We start from the raw sequence: 17,397 nt of genomic DNA on the forward strand, positions 1-17,397 counted from the left end.
TAGAAAAAATAATCCCTACCTAAAGAAGTAAGAATTTTATATTACCCGATCTTCCTGTTGGGCTAAAAATTCTTCTAGTTCTACCCTGGTATACCCTTTCTCATTTAAGGTTACTTCATTCTCAAAAATATGTTGGACTGTTTTTTCTTCTAATACAGGGCCTGTTAAATTCCCTATTGCTTTAGGATTTTTTTGATAAAAATCAACTATTAACTGCTCCTGACCAGGAAAATTTCTTGCTTGGGCTATAATTGCTTTATTGACATCCTCTTGATTAATATGTAGATCTTTAACTTTCATATATTCAGCTAATGTTAAACCTATCTTAACCCGGCGTAAAGCTAATTTATGATAATATTCGTTAATTTCTTCTTCTGTCTTGTTTCTCAGCACTACATTAGAATCACTATTCTTTGCTATTTGACTTCTTAGTATATTAATTTCTTGCGTTATCAATGTTTTAGGTATATGAAAGGTTAACATTGTTTCTAGTTGATCAAATAAACTCATTTTCATTATAGTAAGGATAGATTCACTTACTTCTTCCTCAATTTTTTTAGCAATTTTATTACGTAGCACTTCTAGGGTATCACAATTAAATTTTTTGGCAAACTCATCATCCATAACTACTTCTTCTGGTGAATGAATAGCTTTTATTTGCACCACAAATTTAGCGGCTTTCCCAGCAAGTTCCTTTGAATGATAATCTGCCGGGAAAGTAATATTCACTTCTATTTCTTCTCCAACTTTAGCGCCGATAAGCTGCTCTTCAAAATTATCGGTAAAGGTATTACTACCTAACACTAATTTATAATCAGTAACTTCTCCTCCGGCAAAAGCTTCTCCATCAATGTACCCCGTAGCATCAATAGTCACTTGCTGTCCATTTTCTGCTTGATTTTGACTTTCGATAGGGTAGGTTCTTGAACTAGCAGCTAACCTAGCAAGCTGATTATTAATTTCTTCTTCTTGAACTATGAGCTTTGGACGAGTAATAATAATTTGCTTAAATTCTGGTAAAACAATATTGGGTAATAATTCAAATTTTACAGTAAATTCCACATCCTCGTCTTCTTTATTATAAAGATTCTCGAGTGAAGGTTCTAATTGAGGATCTCCTATTATCTTTAGATTATAACTTTTAATAATATCCTTTAGAGCTTGAGAGACGGCACGTTGTATGACCTTAAATTGCACAGAACTTTTATGTTTTTTTTCAATAATTTGAATTGGCACTTTGCCAACACGGAACCCATCAACTTTAACTTGTTTTGCTAAAATTGTTAATTCTTCCTGTATTTCGCTGGCAATTTTAACCCAAGGGATCAACAGTTTGGCTTCAAAATTCAGCTCATCATTTTTAAGTTCTGTAACTTGCATACTGAAACTCTCATTAGCAATATTAAAATAGTATATATATAAAACCTACAGAAAAATTAGACTAGAATAATTCACAGATTATCTGCAGGATGATCAAATTTTGTAAAAACATTACGCAAAATGCTCCTACCTAAAGACTAATCAAGTTATTTTTCCACTTAAGTTCTTATAATGAATTATGGTTGGTATGGTGCGGGTGGAGGGACTTGAACCCCCACGCTCTGCAGCGCTAGAACCTAAATCTAGTACGTCTCCCAATTTCGTCACACCCGCATGGTCAATTAGAAAAAATATATTAGGTTATTTAATTTATTCCAGAATAACCTAGCCTCTGAAGAATTATTTAAGTTATATTTATTTTATTGATTAACAAATATTACTTAAATTTATTAAATGATAACTAGTTAATATTTCAAAAAAATTTGATATTTTACAGCCGGAACAATCACCATTAAGTTATTCTAACGTAGTTAGGTAAAAATTAAAAAACTAAACATTTCGCTAAAAAGTTATAATACACATGATATAGTCTTTGTAAATCAATAATTTTAGTATACTCATTAATCTTATGAGCTGTACTATACAGTAATCCAAATTCTACCACAGGACAGTAATTTTTAATAAATCTTGCATCAGAGGTTCCCCCACTAGTAGAGAATTTGGTATCTATTTGAGTAGTATTAGCTACTACTTGCATAAAATCTGTAATTAACCCTTTTGGTTCCTGAATAAAGCAATCAGCTGAAACCACATTACTTAATTTATATTCTACTTGATATTCTAAGCAGTGACGCTGGATAATTTGTTCTATTAATTTTAGTATACTATCAGATGAATGATTATCATTAAAACGAATATTGAATTTTGTGGTAATTTTGCTAGGAATGACATTAGTAGTGTTGTTACTTACATCAATAGAAGTGATTTCTAAATTAGATTCTTGAAAAAATTTACTGCCTTCATCTAAACGATAATTAATTAAATTATTTAATGTATATATTAAGCAAGGAATTGGATTATTTGCTTGGTTGGGGTATGCTACGTGGCCAGCTGTTCCATATAAAACCAGGTCAAAATTAATACTTCCTCGTCTACCAATTTTTACAGTATCCCCTACTTGCTGCTCACTTGTTGGTTCTCCCACAATAGCCAGATCAATTAAGTTATGAGCGTCTAAATGTAAGTATTTAAGCATTTCTTTAGTGCCATGTTCCGCTTTTCCTTCTTCATCACTGGTAATTAAAAAGCTAATTGAGCCATTGAGCTTAGGATGCAATGTAATCAAATCTAAACTAGCCGCTAAAAAGCATGCTATTGCGCCTTTCATATCTACTGCTCCTCTACCATAGATTTTATCATCTATAATATTGGCAATAAAAGGATCCTTAAACCATAAAGTTTTATCGACTTCCGATACGACGTCAACATGGCCAGCAAAACAAATGTTAGGTTTTGAGTTACCATACACCGCGTAAAGATTAGTTACCTGATAATCTTCTACCCCAAATATCCTCATTTCTGTTTTAAAACCATTTTTTGCTAGTATATTATTAATATACTCTATACATCCTGCGCTATTAGGAGTGATAGATTGAAAAGCAATTAGCTCCTTAAGAAAATTTATATACATAAGAATATTGTGTTAATTGTTTTGCTATTAATCAAGTCTAAGGTAAGTAATATTTATGCTTATCTAAAATTCAAGGCTTATCAGATATCAAAATCTTAGACAAATTGGTATCACTATTCTCTGATCACTAATACAGATACACTAGCGTGACGAACAATTTTAGAGGCATTGGGCCCTAACATATACCCGCTGAATTGTGGCCTTACTGCTGAAATAATGATTAAATCACCTTTTGCATCATTAGTATATTGAATTACTTTATCATAGATTGCGCCTCGACCCACATAAAATTCAACCGCTCTCTCCTTTGGCACATATTGGCTTACTAATTCTTGCATCTGCATTTGATATTTTTCCTTTTGCACCTTTGCCCAATTTTTTGGTAGATAATCTTCGACCATTTTTATACCGAAATCTGAAATAATATAAATAAAATGTAATTTTGCTTTAAATTTATCGGCAATTTCTAAAGCTTTAGACAAGATAATTTTAATGGATTGTTTTTCTGATAGATCGACTGGTATTATTATATTTTGAAACATAAACACCTCTCAACAATAAATTGGCACGATTAAATTTATATCAACTAATTTGATCTTAATATAACTTAAGTTCAATACAAGAACAACTATTCTTGCAAGCTAGTTAAAGTTGACTACTTAAATTCAAATAAATACCACTAAATTCAATCTTCTTTCACAAACTTATGAAAAATATTTTTCTCTATCTAATGTTCCTTCGCTGCTATCGATAATCAAGGTAATTGTCGCATCGCCGGTAATGTTAATTGCAGTTCGCAATAAGTCTAACACTCTATCGATGCCGGCTATCATAGCTACTCCCTCTATTGGCATATTTACTGATGATAATACCATTGGCAACATTATCAAAGAAGCTCCAGGAATTCCAGCTCCTCCTATTGAGCCAAGAGTAGAGGTTAAAATAATAACTAAATAATCATGCAAAGCTAAATCTATCCCCATCATTTGAGCAAAAAATATAGTAGTAAGCCCTAGATTAATAGCAAATCCATCCATATTAATGGAGGCCCCAAGTGGCAGTATAAAAGAAGTACTAGATTCTGAGACGCCAAGCTTTTCTTGACACACTTTCATGGTAGTACCTAAACTTGCTTTACTACTACCAGTAGAAAGAGCTAATAGCTGATATTCTAGGCTTTTTTTATAAAAAGGTAATGGAGATATACGACCAAATACATAAATTAGAATGCCAAAAATCCCGTATTGGCATAACATGGCAATCACTATTGAAATTACTAGCTTTGATAAACTAATCATTATATCTAGCCCCTGGGTACCAACTACCCAGGCAGTTAAAGCAAATGCTCCATAGGGGGAGAATTGAATAATAACTGATATCATTTTTAAAATTATTTTTGAAAATAAATGAAATAAATCTTTAATTGGAGCGGTAGTAGCTCCCATTTTATTTATGACAATTCCACAAAATATTGCAAAAAACACTATTTGTAATACGTTAGAATGTGCAAAAGCTGCTACTGCATTATCAGGTATAATTTCTACAAAAAAATTAATTAAATTGAAGGTTTTTGCAGGAGCAATAGTTACTGCTGAATCAAAATTTACATGCACCCCATGCCCTGGTTTTAATATAAGGGCTACTGAGATACCAAATACTACCGCACACAAAGTGGTCCCTAAAAATGCTGTAACCGATTTCATGCCTACGCGCCCAAGGGTTGAAGGATCACTCATGCTAGTTATGCCTGCTACTAAACTAAAAAATATTAAAGGAGCAATAATCATTTTAATTAAACGCAAAAAAATGTCCCCTATAGGCTTGATATAAGATACATATTGAGGAAAACATCTACCTACCATTATACCCAATATTAAACCTAGGGTAACTTTCATCCATAATTTCATACTTATCCTTAATTAAAAATTATAGAGTGTTTTTATTAGACTTCTTGCATAATTAACTTATGCTAGGGAATTTGTAGAAGACACCGAACCTGAAGCCGCAGCGTACTTAGGTGTACGCGAGGATTGGCAGTACCGGATCATTGCACCAATTACCAGCAGAAGTTAATTATGCAAGAAGTCTATTGATGAATACGCAAATTTAGCGTTAAGTTCGAGCTAAACATAAACATCCTTATCTCGAATTGACTTACTAAGATAATAACAATACTTAATTGCAGCAGTGTTATAAATTTAGACTACTTTGTTAGTGGTTGAGCCTATTTACCGCCCTGATTGCAATAGTATTTCTTACCTCAAAACTAGATTAACTAATTAAGTTAATTAGATATGTTGAAGCTGCTTTACAGAAACAAAATCTTTCCGAAGGTCATATAAACTCCTTCATAACTCTGAATTGCTTTTAAAAATAACGGGGGCTCTAATAAACACTCTTTTAAACTTAGATCCCTTGCATTATCCAATTTAAATATTCAGGTAATCCATCTTGAATCTCTAACTTTATTATTTGTGGCAGGTCATAGTTGTGGAGGGTAGTAATTAATTTTTCTATCTTGCGGTAATCCGTAGATTTAGCCTTTACCACAACACGATATTCTAATTGCGTAGAAATCTTACCTTCCCACTTAAAAATAGCTGGTAATATTATCCACTTGTATACAAGCAGCTAACCCTGTTTCTAACAACTTATTAGCTATTTGATTTACTACCTGTTGATCATTAGAAGTAGTTAAAATCATACAACAACTTTGTACCACTTATACCTCAACAAAGCAATTAGGTGTTTCAAATAATTTTACTTTTGTGATCATAAAATCAGTATTAGTAAATAAATTTGGTAATATATCTGTTTTTAAATGCAATGCTAAATTTTCAGCTGTTGGGTTTTGGGGCAGGTAGTAGATTTTTTGGCCAGTCCATCGTGCTACATGATCACCCATTTCTTTATCATTTTGATGTAGAATAAGGTTATGATCAAAATGAGCGTCTATCCATTTTTTGATCACTAATTTCATGTATCCGAAATCTACCACCATACCCAGAGAATCTGTAACAGTAGACTGCGCTGTTACCTCTAAAGCATAACGGTGCCCGTGCAGAAATTGACATTTATTTTCATGCCCAATAATTCTATGTCCTGCATCAAATTCAATTTTACGCGTACATTGTATCATAATTATATAACTTCAAGTTAAGAAAATTCAACTGATTTCCTAAAAATTTAAATTTAAAACTAGCAGGAAGAGCACCCTTATACTCAATGGGTTTCAAGAGTTAGATTTTATCGGCTACCTGCCCATACATACTAGTACGTGAGGAGCAGAAGATCATGAAGTACGACGAACGTAGATAGTTTTCGGAAATGGTATTATATCAATTGACTACCATAACCTATCCTAGAATTGTAATTCCAGGTTAAAGCAAAAAATGCTGCTCCTAAAAAAGCAGCTAAGCTAAAGAAGATAAACACCCCGTCCCAGCCAAAACCATCAGAAATCCAGCCCACACATATACCAGCGATAGCAGAACCAAGATAACCAAATAATCCAGAAAGACCGTTTGCAGTACCTACTACCTGTTTATTAGTAAAGTCTGCGGTAGCAATTCCGATTAACACTTGGGGGCCTGATACAAAAAACCCTGCTAAAGTAATAATAATTAAGCTTAACCCTTCATATTCTGACGGAAGTTGCCAAAATAAAATCAAAGTAACAGATAAAGCCAGCATAAAAACTGAACCTACCGGGCCTCTCCTACCATGAAATATTTTATCTGACATCCATCCTGCTCCAATTCCTCCAATTAAACCTACCATTTCATATGAGGCCAACTGCCACCCAATGTCTGAAATAGAGATATTTTTTAACTGATACAAAAAGAGCGGAGCCCAAAAAACGATTCCTAATCGCACCATATAAACAAACATATTAGCTATACAAACATACCACATTAATTTATTATGAAATATTAGTTTTAGTAAAGCAGATATTGATAAATGTTTATACTCCTCCTTAGTAGGTAACTCACACTCTTTATACTCTTCTACTATCGGCAGTCCCACATCAGCTGGAGAATTACGCAGCCTATTATACAAAAATAAAGAAATTATTAAAGCCACTATTCCAGGAACTATAAAGGCTGACTCCCAACCATAAGTCTCAACTAAATATCCACATATTATCATAGACATCGCTCCTCCTAACTGATTAGAAGTAGCCCCTAACGACCATTTCATTCCTAACTCTTTAGGCGCGTACCAATGGGTTAACATTCTTGTGGCAGGAGGCCAGCCCATAGACTGAAACCAATTATTCAATATCCATAGAAGCCCTAATATTAAAATACTAGGTACAAAAGCGGCAGCAAGAGTTATTATGCCTACAATTCCAAGCCCAACCACCATAAATATACGTCCATTCGATCGATCACTAAGAAAACCGTTTAACAATTTTCCTATACCGTATACTATAGAAGCGGCAGTTAAAATCCAGCCAAGTTGGGTTTTAGTTACTTCAAAATGCTCCATTAAAGCAGGCATTGCAATATTAAAGTTTTGTCGACACAAATAAAAAGTTGAGTAGCCAATAATTATTGAATATAAAATTCTAATACGCCAACTATTATATTTTTTTACATGAGCAGGTCTTTTGCTGGTAGATTTATTTCCCATAATTCCCTTGTCTATATTAGGCTTCTTGCGTAATGCCACTCGAGATGGCAATTTGTGCGTTGAGCCTAGATTGCCAATCCTAACTGCTACTCAAGTACGCTGCGGGTCGAAGTTTCGTGTCTCCTCCAAATTCCCTAGCAAAAGCGAATTCTGCAAAAAGTCTATTAATAATTTTAGAGTAGATAAAATTAAATAGTTGAATATAAAAAATTAACTTTTAATATTAATCTTGAGATGTTCTTTAAGTTATTTAATATAATCAACAAAAAGGTGAGAACAAGGAATTATTGGCTGGGGCGGATGGATTCGAACCACCGAATGACGATATCAAAAACCGTTGCCTTACCACTTGGCTACGCCCCATCTATTTCATCGATAAAACCTTATAACAATAAACAATGCGTGAGTCAAATATAATCTGATATTTTGCGTTGCTCTTTACAATAGATTTCCTGCATAAATCGGCCTAGTTGGTGATTTTGTCGTCAAAACATGGCCTCCCGCCTAGTAACAATCGTCTATGTTACGACTGCTCGGTTCGGATTCGTTTTTTTCTTCAAAATCCCACAATTCCCGCTAGGTCTGACAAGCCTGATATCTAAGTCTAATTCAGATTTAATTTTTACACTAGACTTATTTCGAAACTCTACTGGCGATGGTAATTTGGACAATGAATCTAGGCTCAAATCCTCACCTACATTTAAGTATGCTGCGGTTTCGTGCTACGAACCTTCTTCAAATCCCCTATCAGAAGCGAGCTCTAAAAGAAATCTACTGTTTTATCAGTAAAACCTTGTCCCTCTGCTGTTTTTAGAAGATTACTAGCGGGAATTGCTGCTAAAAATCTCAAGGGCTTTTTTGCACTATTTGCAGGAAGTCTAATAACTAACTTACTTTCTCTTGATATTCTTTATTCAAAGCTTTAACAGCATATACCCATAAAATTACAATAACAAAAAATATCCCGCCAAAATAGGGGGTAGCTTCAGCAAAAGTAAAGGAAGGAAGTAAAATAAAAAATGTTGATTGGATTATACCGCCACCAGATTTACCAAATCTACCTCCTATAACCTCTACCGCTGCTTGACCTTTTATTCTCAAATCTTTATCCAGAGGAATATATGCCATATTTTTAGTAGCATCAAATAATGAATATTTAGTAGCCTTACTTAAAATATTTTGCACCGTACCAATCATAACGGCTGCTGCTAGAGGGCCAGAAGTAAGTATGCCTGTGGCATACATTGCAATCTCGCTATCAAAAAAAATAAATATAAAGAAAGCAATACCAGTAACTAGCATCATTATCGGAGTCACCATAGCAGCAGTTAACCATGATACTTTTCTTAAAATATTACTACCAATAATCATAAATAATATAGCAGTAAACCCTTGCCACCCTTGGAAATGAGTCATATATCTAGTATATTCTTCTGTATTTGGATATAATTGAAGAATTTTTGCTTTCCATACACCTTCCACAAGATTTACTGACACACCATAAGCTAGTACTAATAAAGCAATAAGAGCTAAGTATCTTGAAGTCAAAATCATCTTAAAACTTTCTGCAAGCGATAATTTCACTTTACTTTTCTTAGTCGTTTTATTGCCTGGGTCATAGAATCTAGGGTCTGTTAGCACATTCTGGTTAATCCATCTATATAATAATATAATAACCAGACCACTAATTATCATAATAAGTAGTAAAGGTATAAATTTTAAATGTTCTGCTACTATTTGAGTATTTTCCCTTAAAAAGTAATCACCAATATATGCTGTAGCTATCAAAGATAAATTTGCCAACATACCAAACATAGAATAAAAACGTTTTGCTTCCTCAGTTTTAGTAATCTGATTAGCAAATTGCCAAAACAACAAACTTAGCATCATACTACCCCAAAGTTCGGCCATAGCATAAAAAGTTGCAAAACTCCATTTACCAATTATTCTAATAAACCACTTAAAATTAGGATATTCTTGGCTCAATGCGCTTATTGTTTTAGGATCAGGATGAACTAAATCGGGATAAGGATATAAAATTAAAGTAAATAGTGCAAAATATGCAATAAAAAAACCTGTCACTACATAGAAAACATTTTCTTGTTTTAATACATCACAAAGCTTCACATAAGCTACCATAGCCATTACAGCTATAGGTAAAACTATATAAGTTTTTAGGAAACTAATAGCTTCAGGCCCTATCGCAGTTACAACAAATCCATCTTTTATTGACCTAAGAGTAGAGTAATTTAATAAAATACAAAACATCATAGCTGCCATAGGTAGAAACTTTTTATTTTCATACCATTCAATGGGCCAAATGACTTTTCTCATTTCTGAAAAGTAACTATTATTTTGTGCCTTACTCATACTTATTTTACTTAATAATTAATATCAACGCATGATATAGAAAGCTAAGAAAAAGTCAAACTAAATGATTCGCATGCAGCAATTATAAATTCGCAATATTATGGATCTTTTAATTGACTAAGGGGGGATATTATAGTGTATATTGTGTTTAATTAAAAGATAACAATAGTTTTGATATTTAGCAAGAACTAATACAAACTTTTGTTTAATAAATATTTAGGAGATTTTCATGACCAAAAAAATTAGATTAATAACCACTATACTAGGACTATTATTATTCAATTCTCATAGCTTGGCTGCCCAGCTTACTGCTACCTCTACCCCTAAACATCTTAATAAGAATAATACTAATGATGAATTACAAAAAATTATTAATGAATTTGATTCATATGTTGCAGGCATTCCCCAAAAAGTCAGGGAAGAAGTCAAAGAATATAGAATTAAAATAGTTAATGTAAATAAAGAGAAACGTGAATTATTTAAAAGAATTAGTCAGGAAGCACAGAGTTATCTAGCTGAGGAGCAGAAGTATAAAAAAAGAATATTAGCGTTAAAAAAGGACCAGGCGAATAGTCAAGAAACTATCAACACCCCTAAAAACAATGAGGCAGATCATAAAACTAATAGTAACAGCTTATCTACCAAATAAACTAGCTAAACCTTAATTCTTTTGTTTAAAATAATTTTAATCAAAAGAATTAGGTTCTATAACCTAACTCAGCAAGACAGCAGCTGCACTCTTAAAGCCCAGAGTTTATAATGCTATATGAACAATTCACAAATAATATTAATAATTTAATTGGAGATAGCATTAATGCATTAGATATTGGCTCTACCCCAACTATTGCCTTAGCTGTTTCTGGTGGTTCTGATTCAATAGCACTTTTAATGCTTGCACATAGATGGGCCCAAAGCAGTAATATCAACCTAATCGTGCTCTCTATAGATCATCATTTACGTAGTAATTCTAAACTAGAAAATGAATATGTACGCGATTTAAGCCATAAATTAGGCTATCCCCATTATCAACTGCATTTTTATGCTAAAAATAATTTGTCTAATTTACAAGTAAGAACAAGAGAAGCTCGTTATAAATTAATGACAGCGCTATGTATAAAATTAGATATTCTGACCATCTTTACTGGCCATCATGCAGATGATTATATTGAAAATTATTGTATAAGGTTAGAAAAGAAAAGTAGTATATTTGGCCTAAGTAGTAATTACATTATGTGGCATAATAATATTAGAATAGTCCGGCCATTATTCAATATTCCAAAACAACAACTAACTAAATATTTGGTTACCAATAATATTCAATGGTTTGAAGACGAAACTAACTTATCTGATAAATATCTACGAAACGTCATTAGAAAAAAATTAAACCTAGAAGGTGAAAACAAAAAAAATCAAGTAATGAAAGAACAATTAGCAGTTAATCAACAAGTAGAAGGCAAGTTACGTCTCGAACTTATTGCTTGTATTGCAGAAGCAGTGCAAATTTATGATTTAGGTTTTGCTGTAATAAATTTATTAAAACTTACAGAATTTGCTAATGAGGTTCAAAAACAAGCCATTAACTTTACCTTGATAACTATTAGCGGCAAAAATTACCTTAGTAGAACCGCAACTATTATCCAAATAATTGAACTAACATACCAACTCTCTAATTTTACTAAAACGTTTCATGGATGTATAATTAAAAAGATTAACGATAACCTTATAATATACCGAGAGTTTGGAAGAGAAAAGCCTCCTTCTATAATACTCAATAACAACTGTATTTGGGATCACAGATTTCTTTTTAACCTTAATAGCCATATTCTAAAATTAGAAAACAAAAAATATTTTATTGATAATTTAACAATAAAAAATTATTCTGAGATAAGAGACAATTTAGGTTTAGCAACTTTAAAAAATCTCAGTTTTAATAACCATATCGCAATTTTATTTACTCTACCTGCTATCAAAATACTTGAAAAAGTTATAGCCATGCCCCATCTATCATACTATAATGATGAAAGCTTAGGGAAGGAAATTTCGGTTTGTTTTTATCCTAGCTTTGTATCACGTTTTACACATTTCTATTAGGTTAATATAGATGAACAATCAAGGTAAAAATATTCTAATTTGGGTATCAGTTTTTGTTTTAGTGATACTTACTTTCCATGCTTTTCAAAATGACAGCTTCATGGGAGCAAAAAGTCATATTGCTTTTTCAGATTTCTTAGCAAAAATTGATGAAAAATCTGTTAACTCTGTCAAAATTCAAGGTAGAACAATTAATGGTACTCTAAATGACGGTTCTGTCTTTTCTACTTATGCACCTGATTACGCAGACCTTATCAATCGGCTAAATAATAATGGGGTTCATATTGAAGTAACCCCTCCGGATACCAAAATGAATTCCTTATTTAGTATATTTGTATCATGGTTCCCCATGATCTTATTGATTTGTGTGTGGGTGTTTTTTATGCGCCAAATGCAAGGCGGAGGTAAAGCCATGGGCTTTGGTAAATCTAAAGCAAAATTAATTTCAGATAAAGGCCCTAAAGTTACTTTTAAAGATGTAGCGGGAATTAATGAAGCGAAGGAAGAATTAACTGAAATTGTTGATTTTCTTAGAGATCCAAGCAAATTTCAAAAGCTTGGAGGTAAAATCCCAAAAGGATGTTTACTTATCGGACCCCCAGGTACTGGTAAGACTTTATTAGCTAAAGCAATAGCAGGAGAAGCTAATGTACCTTTCTTCAGTATTTCTGGTTCTGATTTTGTAGAAATGTTTGTTGGGGTAGGAGCAAGTCGTGTACGGGATATGTTTGAGCAAGGTAAGCGTAATGCACCGTGTATAATTTTTATTGATGAAATAGATGCAGTAGGCCGCCATAGAGGAATTGGTATGGGCGGCGGTAATGATGAGCGAGAACAAACCTTAAATCAAATGTTGGTTGAAATGGATGGGTTTGAAGATAATGAAGGGGTGATAATTATTGCTGCCACTAATAGGCCTGATGTATTAGATACTGCCTTGTTAAGACCAGGAAGATTTGACCGCCAGATTACTGTACCTAATCCAGACATAGATGGCAGAGAACAAATTTTGCAAGTACATCTAAAAAAAATAAAATGTGCTAAAAATATACTCCCCAGAATTATTGCCAGGGGAACACCTGGATTTTCTGGGGCAGAACTTGCAAATCTAGTTAATGAATCTGCATTAATCGCTGCACGTAAAGGCAAAAAAGAAGTTAATATGGGCGATTTAGAAGAAGCTAAAGATAAGGTGCTGATGGGTGTAGAAAGGCGCTCTATGGTAATGTCTGAGGAACAAAAAAAATTAACTGCTTATCATGAAGGTGGACACGCTTTAGTTGGCCTTTACTGTCCTGCCTCTGATCCCATTCATAAAGCAACAATCATCCCAAGAGGTAGCTCCCTTGGTCTAGTAATGAGATTACCAGAAAATGATCGTTTTTCTATGCCTCGTGATAAAATGGAAGCTGATATAGCAGTAGCTATGGCAGGTAGAGTTGCAGAAGAACTGATCTTTGGCTCATCTAAAGTTACTTCTGGCGCTTCTTCAGATATTAAAATGGCAACCCAAATGGCTAGAGCTATGGTAACAGATTGGGGATTAAGTGAGATAATAGGACCAATATATTATGGGTCAGCTAATGAAGATTTATATAGTCATGGAAGAGCAGGCAATAGTCATAGTTCCCCCCATACTGCAGAAATAATTGATAAAGAGGTAAAGAAAATTATTGAGAAAGGATATGATTTTGCTAAAGAAATATTAACGCAACATATTGAACAACTACATTTATTAGCTAAAATGTTAATCGAACATGAAACCCTATCAGGACAGCAGATTAAAAATTTATTAAGTGACAGGTCTTTGAATTCCGAAGCGGAAAATTTATTTCCTACTCAAAGTAATGCTTAAGGCTCTGCTGAGCAATAAAGTGCCGGCTGCCTAAGTAGTAGAGAATTTAATTATTCCTTAACCAACTAACGCTAGTTATACTTAGATGTGATTAAACTAAATAAAATGAGAAATAGATTATGGCAGAATTTAGGTTGCCACCAAATTCCAGGATTCATCAAGGTGTAGTACATAAATCTTCCGCTCCTACAGCAAGTCTACGTAATATCAAAATTTACCGATATGATCCTGATTCTGGAGACAATCCTAGAATGGATACCTACGAATTAGATTTAGAAAAAACTGGGCCTATGGTCTTGGATGCCTTAATTAAAATAAAAAACGAAATAGATTCTACCTTAACTTTCAGGCGTTCTTGTCGTGAAGGAATTTGTGGTAGCTGTGCTATGAACATAGACGGCACTAACACTTTGGCATGTATTAAACCTATTAAAGAGATTGCGGGAGATGTTAAAGTATATCCTCTTCCTCATATGGGGGTCATAAAGGATTTAGTACCAGATATGTCTGATTTTTATGCTCAATATGAATCAATAGAACCATGGCTAAAAACTGATAGTCCAGCTCCTTCAAATAGCGAAAGATTGCAGTCTTTGAAAGATAGAGAAAAATTAGATGGTTTATATGAATGTATTTTATGTGCGTGTTGTTCTACTGCTTGCCCAAGTTATTGGTGGAATGGAGACAAATATTTAGGACCTGCAATTTTACTACAAGCCTATAGATGGATTATGGATTCTAGAGATGAGTACAATGGAGAAAGACTGAGTAGCTTAGAAGATCCTTTTAAATTATATCGTTGTCATACAATTATGAATTGTACTAAAACTTGTCCAAAAGGTTTAAATCCAGCTAAAGCTATTGCGGCAATCAAGAGACAAATAATAGAAAGGCAAGGGATATAGAATTTTATAGTTAAGTATATTTTTCTTCTTGATCTTTTTATAGTATTTCCTTATATTTATCCTGACATTAATAGTTGTATAATATAGAAAACCTATTTAACCTCAATTCGATGTAAGAATTAATAATTCTTATATCGAATTGGCTTTGTTAGAAAGCAAAACGCATACTCGCAGCGGTTTTTTGTATGCATTTTAACTTTTTTATCATTCAAGATGATTTTAACAATCAGGTGTAAAACCGCTTTAAACCTGATTGTTTCTATATATTCCTCTGAAATTCGATGTAACTTGTTACGTCGAGTTCAGGTTATTTAGCTAATTTGAGGTAAGAGTAATCTATATTTTATTATTTTTTATAGGGAGTGAATTTAGTTGAATTACGGTAGGTTGAAAGCAACAAGCAACTTTATAGCTAATTCACTATTAGATTTGTTTAGCTACTTAATATAGAAAATACATTAGACTTCTTTTAGAGCTTGCTTCTGGTAGGGGATTTGAAGAAGGCTCCTCGCTTCAAACTGCAGCGTACGTAAGTGTAGGTGAGGATTTGAGCCTAGATTCATTATCAAAATTACCAGCTCGAGTAGAGTTTCAAAAGAAGTCTATTATAAGGATCCAGAACTTAATTTCTGTATCAAAACTAATTTATGAGTGAATAATCTTACCATAAATTGGAGTTCAGCGGGTGTAGCTCAGGGGTAGAGCGCTACCTTGCCAAGGTCGAAGTCGAGGGTTCGAATCCCTTCACCCGCTCCAATACAAAAATAACTAGATTAATAAAGTTATTATATTTTTATCTTACCGACTATTCTTCATTAACACAAATTGCAATAAACAAGCGTAAATATTATCACAGTGCTAAACGACCCCAAAGTTGTCCATAAGATCTTTCAAAGCAGATAAAGTATGTCATATAATCCTTGTGAGATAAGAACATGTCTGGGATAGAGTTAAACAAAATTGTTGCTTCTATTTTATTAGCCAGCTTAATTGCAATGATGGTCGGATTCATAGCAAACATTCTATATAAACCTCTCTTACATCCTGAATCCCGAGGCTATACTATAGCAGTAACAGACAACTCCATAGATGATATCAGCAAAACTGGGGCAAGCGAACCGATTAATGTAGCAGAATTAATGAAAAATGCCAATGCGCAAGCTGGCAGCAATATAATCAAAAAATGCTTAATGTGTCACACATTTGATAAGGATGGGGCAAATAAAGTTGGCCCAAATTTATGGAATGTTGTAGGGTCCAAAAAGGCAAAAGTAGAAAATTACAAATATTCAACTGCTTTAACTAATATAGGAGGAATTTGGGATGAGGAAAGTTTATTCCATTTTTTACATAAGCCTAATCAATATATCCCTGGCACAAAAATGACGTTTGCGGGGTTAAATAAACCTCAAGATATAGCAGATGTAGTAGCATTTTTAAAAACATTTGCGCATGATTCACAATAAACTTCTTACAGACTACTCTCTAGCTCAGGAATTTGCCGGAGACACCGAACCTCAACCCACAGCGTACGGGATGGTATGTGAGGATTCGAATCTAGGCTCATTAGACCTCTTGCATAACCTAAAGATAATTGAGGAATTTTTAGGAAAAACGAAGTCGAGCCGAGCTGCGTACTTAAATTGTACGTGAGGAACGGAGACGAGTTTTGACAACAAAATTACCAATTAGATTAGGTTATGCAAGAGGTCTATTGCCCCAATTACCATCTCGATACGACTTATGCCAGAAGTCTAAAACAATTCTAATAACAGGGGCCTCTAGCGGACTTGGCAGGGCTCTAGCGATACAATATGCTAATAAGGGAGTATGTTTAATTTTATTTGCTAGATCAGAATTGAGGATTAGAGAAGTAGCAGATATTTGTAAGAAACGTCAAGCTGAGATAGTAGAAGTGATTTGTGACGTTAAGGACACTATTCTAACAGCTACCTATATGGAAAAATTTTGTAATAATTATAATATTGATATTATAATTACTTCAGCAGGAGTATCAGCCGGTACTTTAAATCATCCAGAATCAACTATGCAAATAAAAGAAATCTTTTCTACCAATTTAAACGGTTCCTTAAATATTATTTTGCCAGCTTTACCAATGATGATCAAACGCAAATACGGAACTATAGTGCTTATAAGTTCGATGGCAGGTTTGCTTCCTCTTGCTAGTGCGCCTTCTTATTCAGCAAGTAAGGCGGCTATTAAAACTTTTGGAGAAGCTATGAGATCTTATCTTAAGCGCTTTCATGTGCAAATATGTGTAGTAGTCCCCGGCTATATTGATACACCAATGACACAGGTTAATAAATTTCCTATGCCCTTTAAAATTTCTGCTGAGCAAGCAGCAAAAATTATAATTAAAGGTATTAGTAATAAGAAAGGGCTTATAGTATTTCCAAAAATCATGTATTTTATTCTTAAAATTATCAGTCTCCTTCCTTATCCGCTTCTTGATTATATTAACTCTAAGTTACCAGGAAAACCAAGCATTAATGGAGAATAAATTGGTCAAG

Annotated in this window: 14 protein-coding genes, 3 tRNA genes and 1 pseudogene; 7 read left to right on the forward strand and 11 right to left on the reverse strand. The window is 33.4% G+C overall.

Going from position 1 to position 17,397, the window contains the following annotated elements; all coding sequences use genetic code 11:
- Window positions 1–36 precede the first annotated feature (36 nt).
- The 11 genes from tig to ACFELV_RS03015 form a co-directional block, all read right to left on the reverse strand.
- Window positions 37–1,380: a trigger factor gene (gene tig, locus ACFELV_RS02965; RefSeq protein WP_375326687.1), complete on the reverse strand. Its 1,344-nt coding sequence runs from the start codon at window positions 1,378–1,380 to the stop codon at window positions 37–39.
- Between the two features lie 188 nt (window positions 1,381–1,568).
- Window positions 1,569–1,653: transfer RNA gene (locus ACFELV_RS02970), tRNA-Leu, on the reverse strand.
- A gap of 208 nt (window positions 1,654–1,861) precedes the next feature.
- Window positions 1,862–3,010, reverse strand: a complete 1,149-nt coding sequence (dapE, locus tag ACFELV_RS02975) for a succinyl-diaminopimelate desuccinylase (protein WP_375326688.1) — start codon at window positions 3,008–3,010, stop codon at window positions 1,862–1,864.
- A gap of 113 nt (window positions 3,011–3,123) precedes the next feature.
- On the reverse strand, window positions 3,124–3,552 hold the full coding sequence (locus ACFELV_RS02980; RefSeq protein ID WP_375326689.1) for a universal stress protein: 429 nt from the start codon (window positions 3,550–3,552) through the stop codon (window positions 3,124–3,126).
- A 162-nt stretch (window positions 3,553–3,714) separates the two neighbouring features.
- On the reverse strand, window positions 3,715–4,917 hold the full coding sequence (locus tag ACFELV_RS02985) for a dicarboxylate/amino acid:cation symporter (RefSeq protein ID WP_375326690.1): 1,203 nt from the start codon (window positions 4,915–4,917) through the stop codon (window positions 3,715–3,717).
- A 499-nt stretch (window positions 4,918–5,416) separates the two neighbouring features.
- Window positions 5,417–5,560, reverse strand: a complete 144-nt coding sequence (gene cutA / locus ACFELV_RS02990) for a divalent cation tolerance protein CutA (protein WP_375326691.1) — start codon at window positions 5,558–5,560, stop codon at window positions 5,417–5,419.
- 40 nt (window positions 5,561–5,600) lie between these two features.
- A complete protein-coding gene (cutA, locus tag ACFELV_RS02995) occupies window positions 5,601–5,714 on the reverse strand; it encodes a divalent cation tolerance protein CutA (RefSeq protein WP_375326692.1) in 114 nt (37 codons plus the stop codon).
- 18 nt (window positions 5,715–5,732) lie between these two features.
- Window positions 5,733–6,149: a 6-pyruvoyl trahydropterin synthase family protein gene (locus ACFELV_RS03000; RefSeq protein WP_375326693.1), complete on the reverse strand. Its 417-nt coding sequence runs from the start codon at window positions 6,147–6,149 to the stop codon at window positions 5,733–5,735.
- A gap of 194 nt (window positions 6,150–6,343) precedes the next feature.
- Window positions 6,344–7,645, reverse strand: coding sequence for an MFS transporter (locus ACFELV_RS03005; protein ID WP_375326694.1), 1,302 nt, complete (start codon window positions 7,643–7,645; stop codon window positions 6,344–6,346).
- Window positions 7,646–7,933: 288 nt separating this feature from the next.
- Window positions 7,934–8,008 (reverse strand) — tRNA-Gln (locus ACFELV_RS03010).
- Window positions 8,009–8,530: 522 nt separating this feature from the next.
- Window positions 8,531–10,015: an Npt1/Npt2 family nucleotide transporter gene (locus ACFELV_RS03015; protein ID WP_375326695.1), complete on the reverse strand. Its 1,485-nt coding sequence runs from the start codon at window positions 10,013–10,015 to the stop codon at window positions 8,531–8,533.
- Between the two features lie 229 nt (window positions 10,016–10,244).
- Between ACFELV_RS03015 and ACFELV_RS03020 the strand changes: the two genes are divergently transcribed.
- The 7 genes and pseudogenes from ACFELV_RS03020 to ACFELV_RS03050 all read left to right on the forward strand — a co-directional run bounded on the left by ACFELV_RS03020 (window position 10,245) and on the right by ACFELV_RS03050 (window position 17,387).
- Complete coding sequence (locus ACFELV_RS03020; RefSeq protein WP_375326696.1) at window positions 10,245–10,664, forward strand: hypothetical protein; 420 nt, start codon at window positions 10,245–10,247, stop codon at window positions 10,662–10,664.
- A gap of 110 nt (window positions 10,665–10,774) precedes the next feature.
- On the forward strand, window positions 10,775–12,106 hold the full coding sequence (tilS, locus tag ACFELV_RS03025) for a tRNA lysidine(34) synthetase TilS (RefSeq protein WP_375326697.1): 1,332 nt from the start codon (window positions 10,775–10,777) through the stop codon (window positions 12,104–12,106).
- A gap of 10 nt (window positions 12,107–12,116) precedes the next feature.
- Window positions 12,117–13,943, forward strand: a pseudogene (gene ftsH, locus ACFELV_RS03030) (ATP-dependent zinc metalloprotease FtsH); the annotation flags it as partial.
- 137 nt (window positions 13,944–14,080) lie between these two features.
- On the forward strand, window positions 14,081–14,866 hold the full coding sequence (locus ACFELV_RS03035) for a succinate dehydrogenase iron-sulfur subunit (protein ID WP_375326698.1): 786 nt from the start codon (window positions 14,081–14,083) through the stop codon (window positions 14,864–14,866).
- Window positions 14,867–15,547: 681 nt separating this feature from the next.
- Window positions 15,548–15,622, forward strand: a tRNA-Gly gene (locus ACFELV_RS03040).
- Between the two features lie 179 nt (window positions 15,623–15,801).
- Window positions 15,802–16,332: a c-type cytochrome gene (locus ACFELV_RS03045; RefSeq protein ID WP_375326699.1), complete on the forward strand. Its 531-nt coding sequence runs from the start codon at window positions 15,802–15,804 to the stop codon at window positions 16,330–16,332.
- Between the two features lie 248 nt (window positions 16,333–16,580).
- Complete coding sequence (locus tag ACFELV_RS03050; RefSeq protein ID WP_375326700.1) at window positions 16,581–17,387, forward strand: SDR family NAD(P)-dependent oxidoreductase; 807 nt, start codon at window positions 16,581–16,583, stop codon at window positions 17,385–17,387.
- The last annotated feature ends 10 nt before the right edge of the window (window positions 17,388–17,397 follow it).

Origin of the sequence: Candidatus Tisiphia endosymbiont of Nemotelus uliginosus (assembly GCF_964264835.1) — a bacterium.
Lineage (GTDB): Bacteria > Pseudomonadota > Alphaproteobacteria > Rickettsiales > Rickettsiaceae > Tisiphia.

What these genes read in the sequence shown, in the direction of transcription:
- cutA (WP_375326692.1), bottom strand. Translation starts at nt 5,714, where the DNA reads ATGATTTTAACTACTTCTAATGATCAACAGGTAGTAAATCAAATAGCT.
- tig (WP_375326687.1), bottom strand. Translation starts at nt 1,380, where the DNA reads ATGCAAGTTACAGAACTTAAAAATGATGAGCTGAATTTTGAAGCCAAA.
- ACFELV_RS03005 (WP_375326694.1), bottom strand. Translation starts at nt 7,645, where the DNA reads ATGGGAAATAAATCTACCAGCAAAAGACCTGCTCATGTAAAAAAATAT.
- ACFELV_RS03045 (WP_375326699.1), top strand. Translation starts at nt 15,802, where the DNA reads ATGTCTGGGATAGAGTTAAACAAAATTGTTGCTTCTATTTTATTAGCC.
- dapE (WP_375326688.1), bottom strand. Translation starts at nt 3,010, where the DNA reads ATGTATATAAATTTTCTTAAGGAGCTAATTGCTTTTCAATCTATCACT.
- ACFELV_RS02985 (WP_375326690.1), bottom strand. Translation starts at nt 4,917, where the DNA reads ATGAAATTATGGATGAAAGTTACCCTAGGTTTAATATTGGGTATAATG.
- ACFELV_RS03035 (WP_375326698.1), top strand. Translation starts at nt 14,081, where the DNA reads ATGGCAGAATTTAGGTTGCCACCAAATTCCAGGATTCATCAAGGTGTA.
- tilS (WP_375326697.1), top strand. Translation starts at nt 10,775, where the DNA reads ATGCTATATGAACAATTCACAAATAATATTAATAATTTAATTGGAGAT.
- ACFELV_RS03020 (WP_375326696.1), top strand. Translation starts at nt 10,245, where the DNA reads ATGACCAAAAAAATTAGATTAATAACCACTATACTAGGACTATTATTA.
- ACFELV_RS03015 (WP_375326695.1), bottom strand. Translation starts at nt 10,015, where the DNA reads ATGAGTAAGGCACAAAATAATAGTTACTTTTCAGAAATGAGAAAAGTC.
- ACFELV_RS02980 (WP_375326689.1), bottom strand. Translation starts at nt 3,552, where the DNA reads ATGTTTCAAAATATAATAATACCAGTCGATCTATCAGAAAAACAATCC.
- ACFELV_RS03000 (WP_375326693.1), bottom strand. Translation starts at nt 6,149, where the DNA reads ATGATACAATGTACGCGTAAAATTGAATTTGATGCAGGACATAGAATT.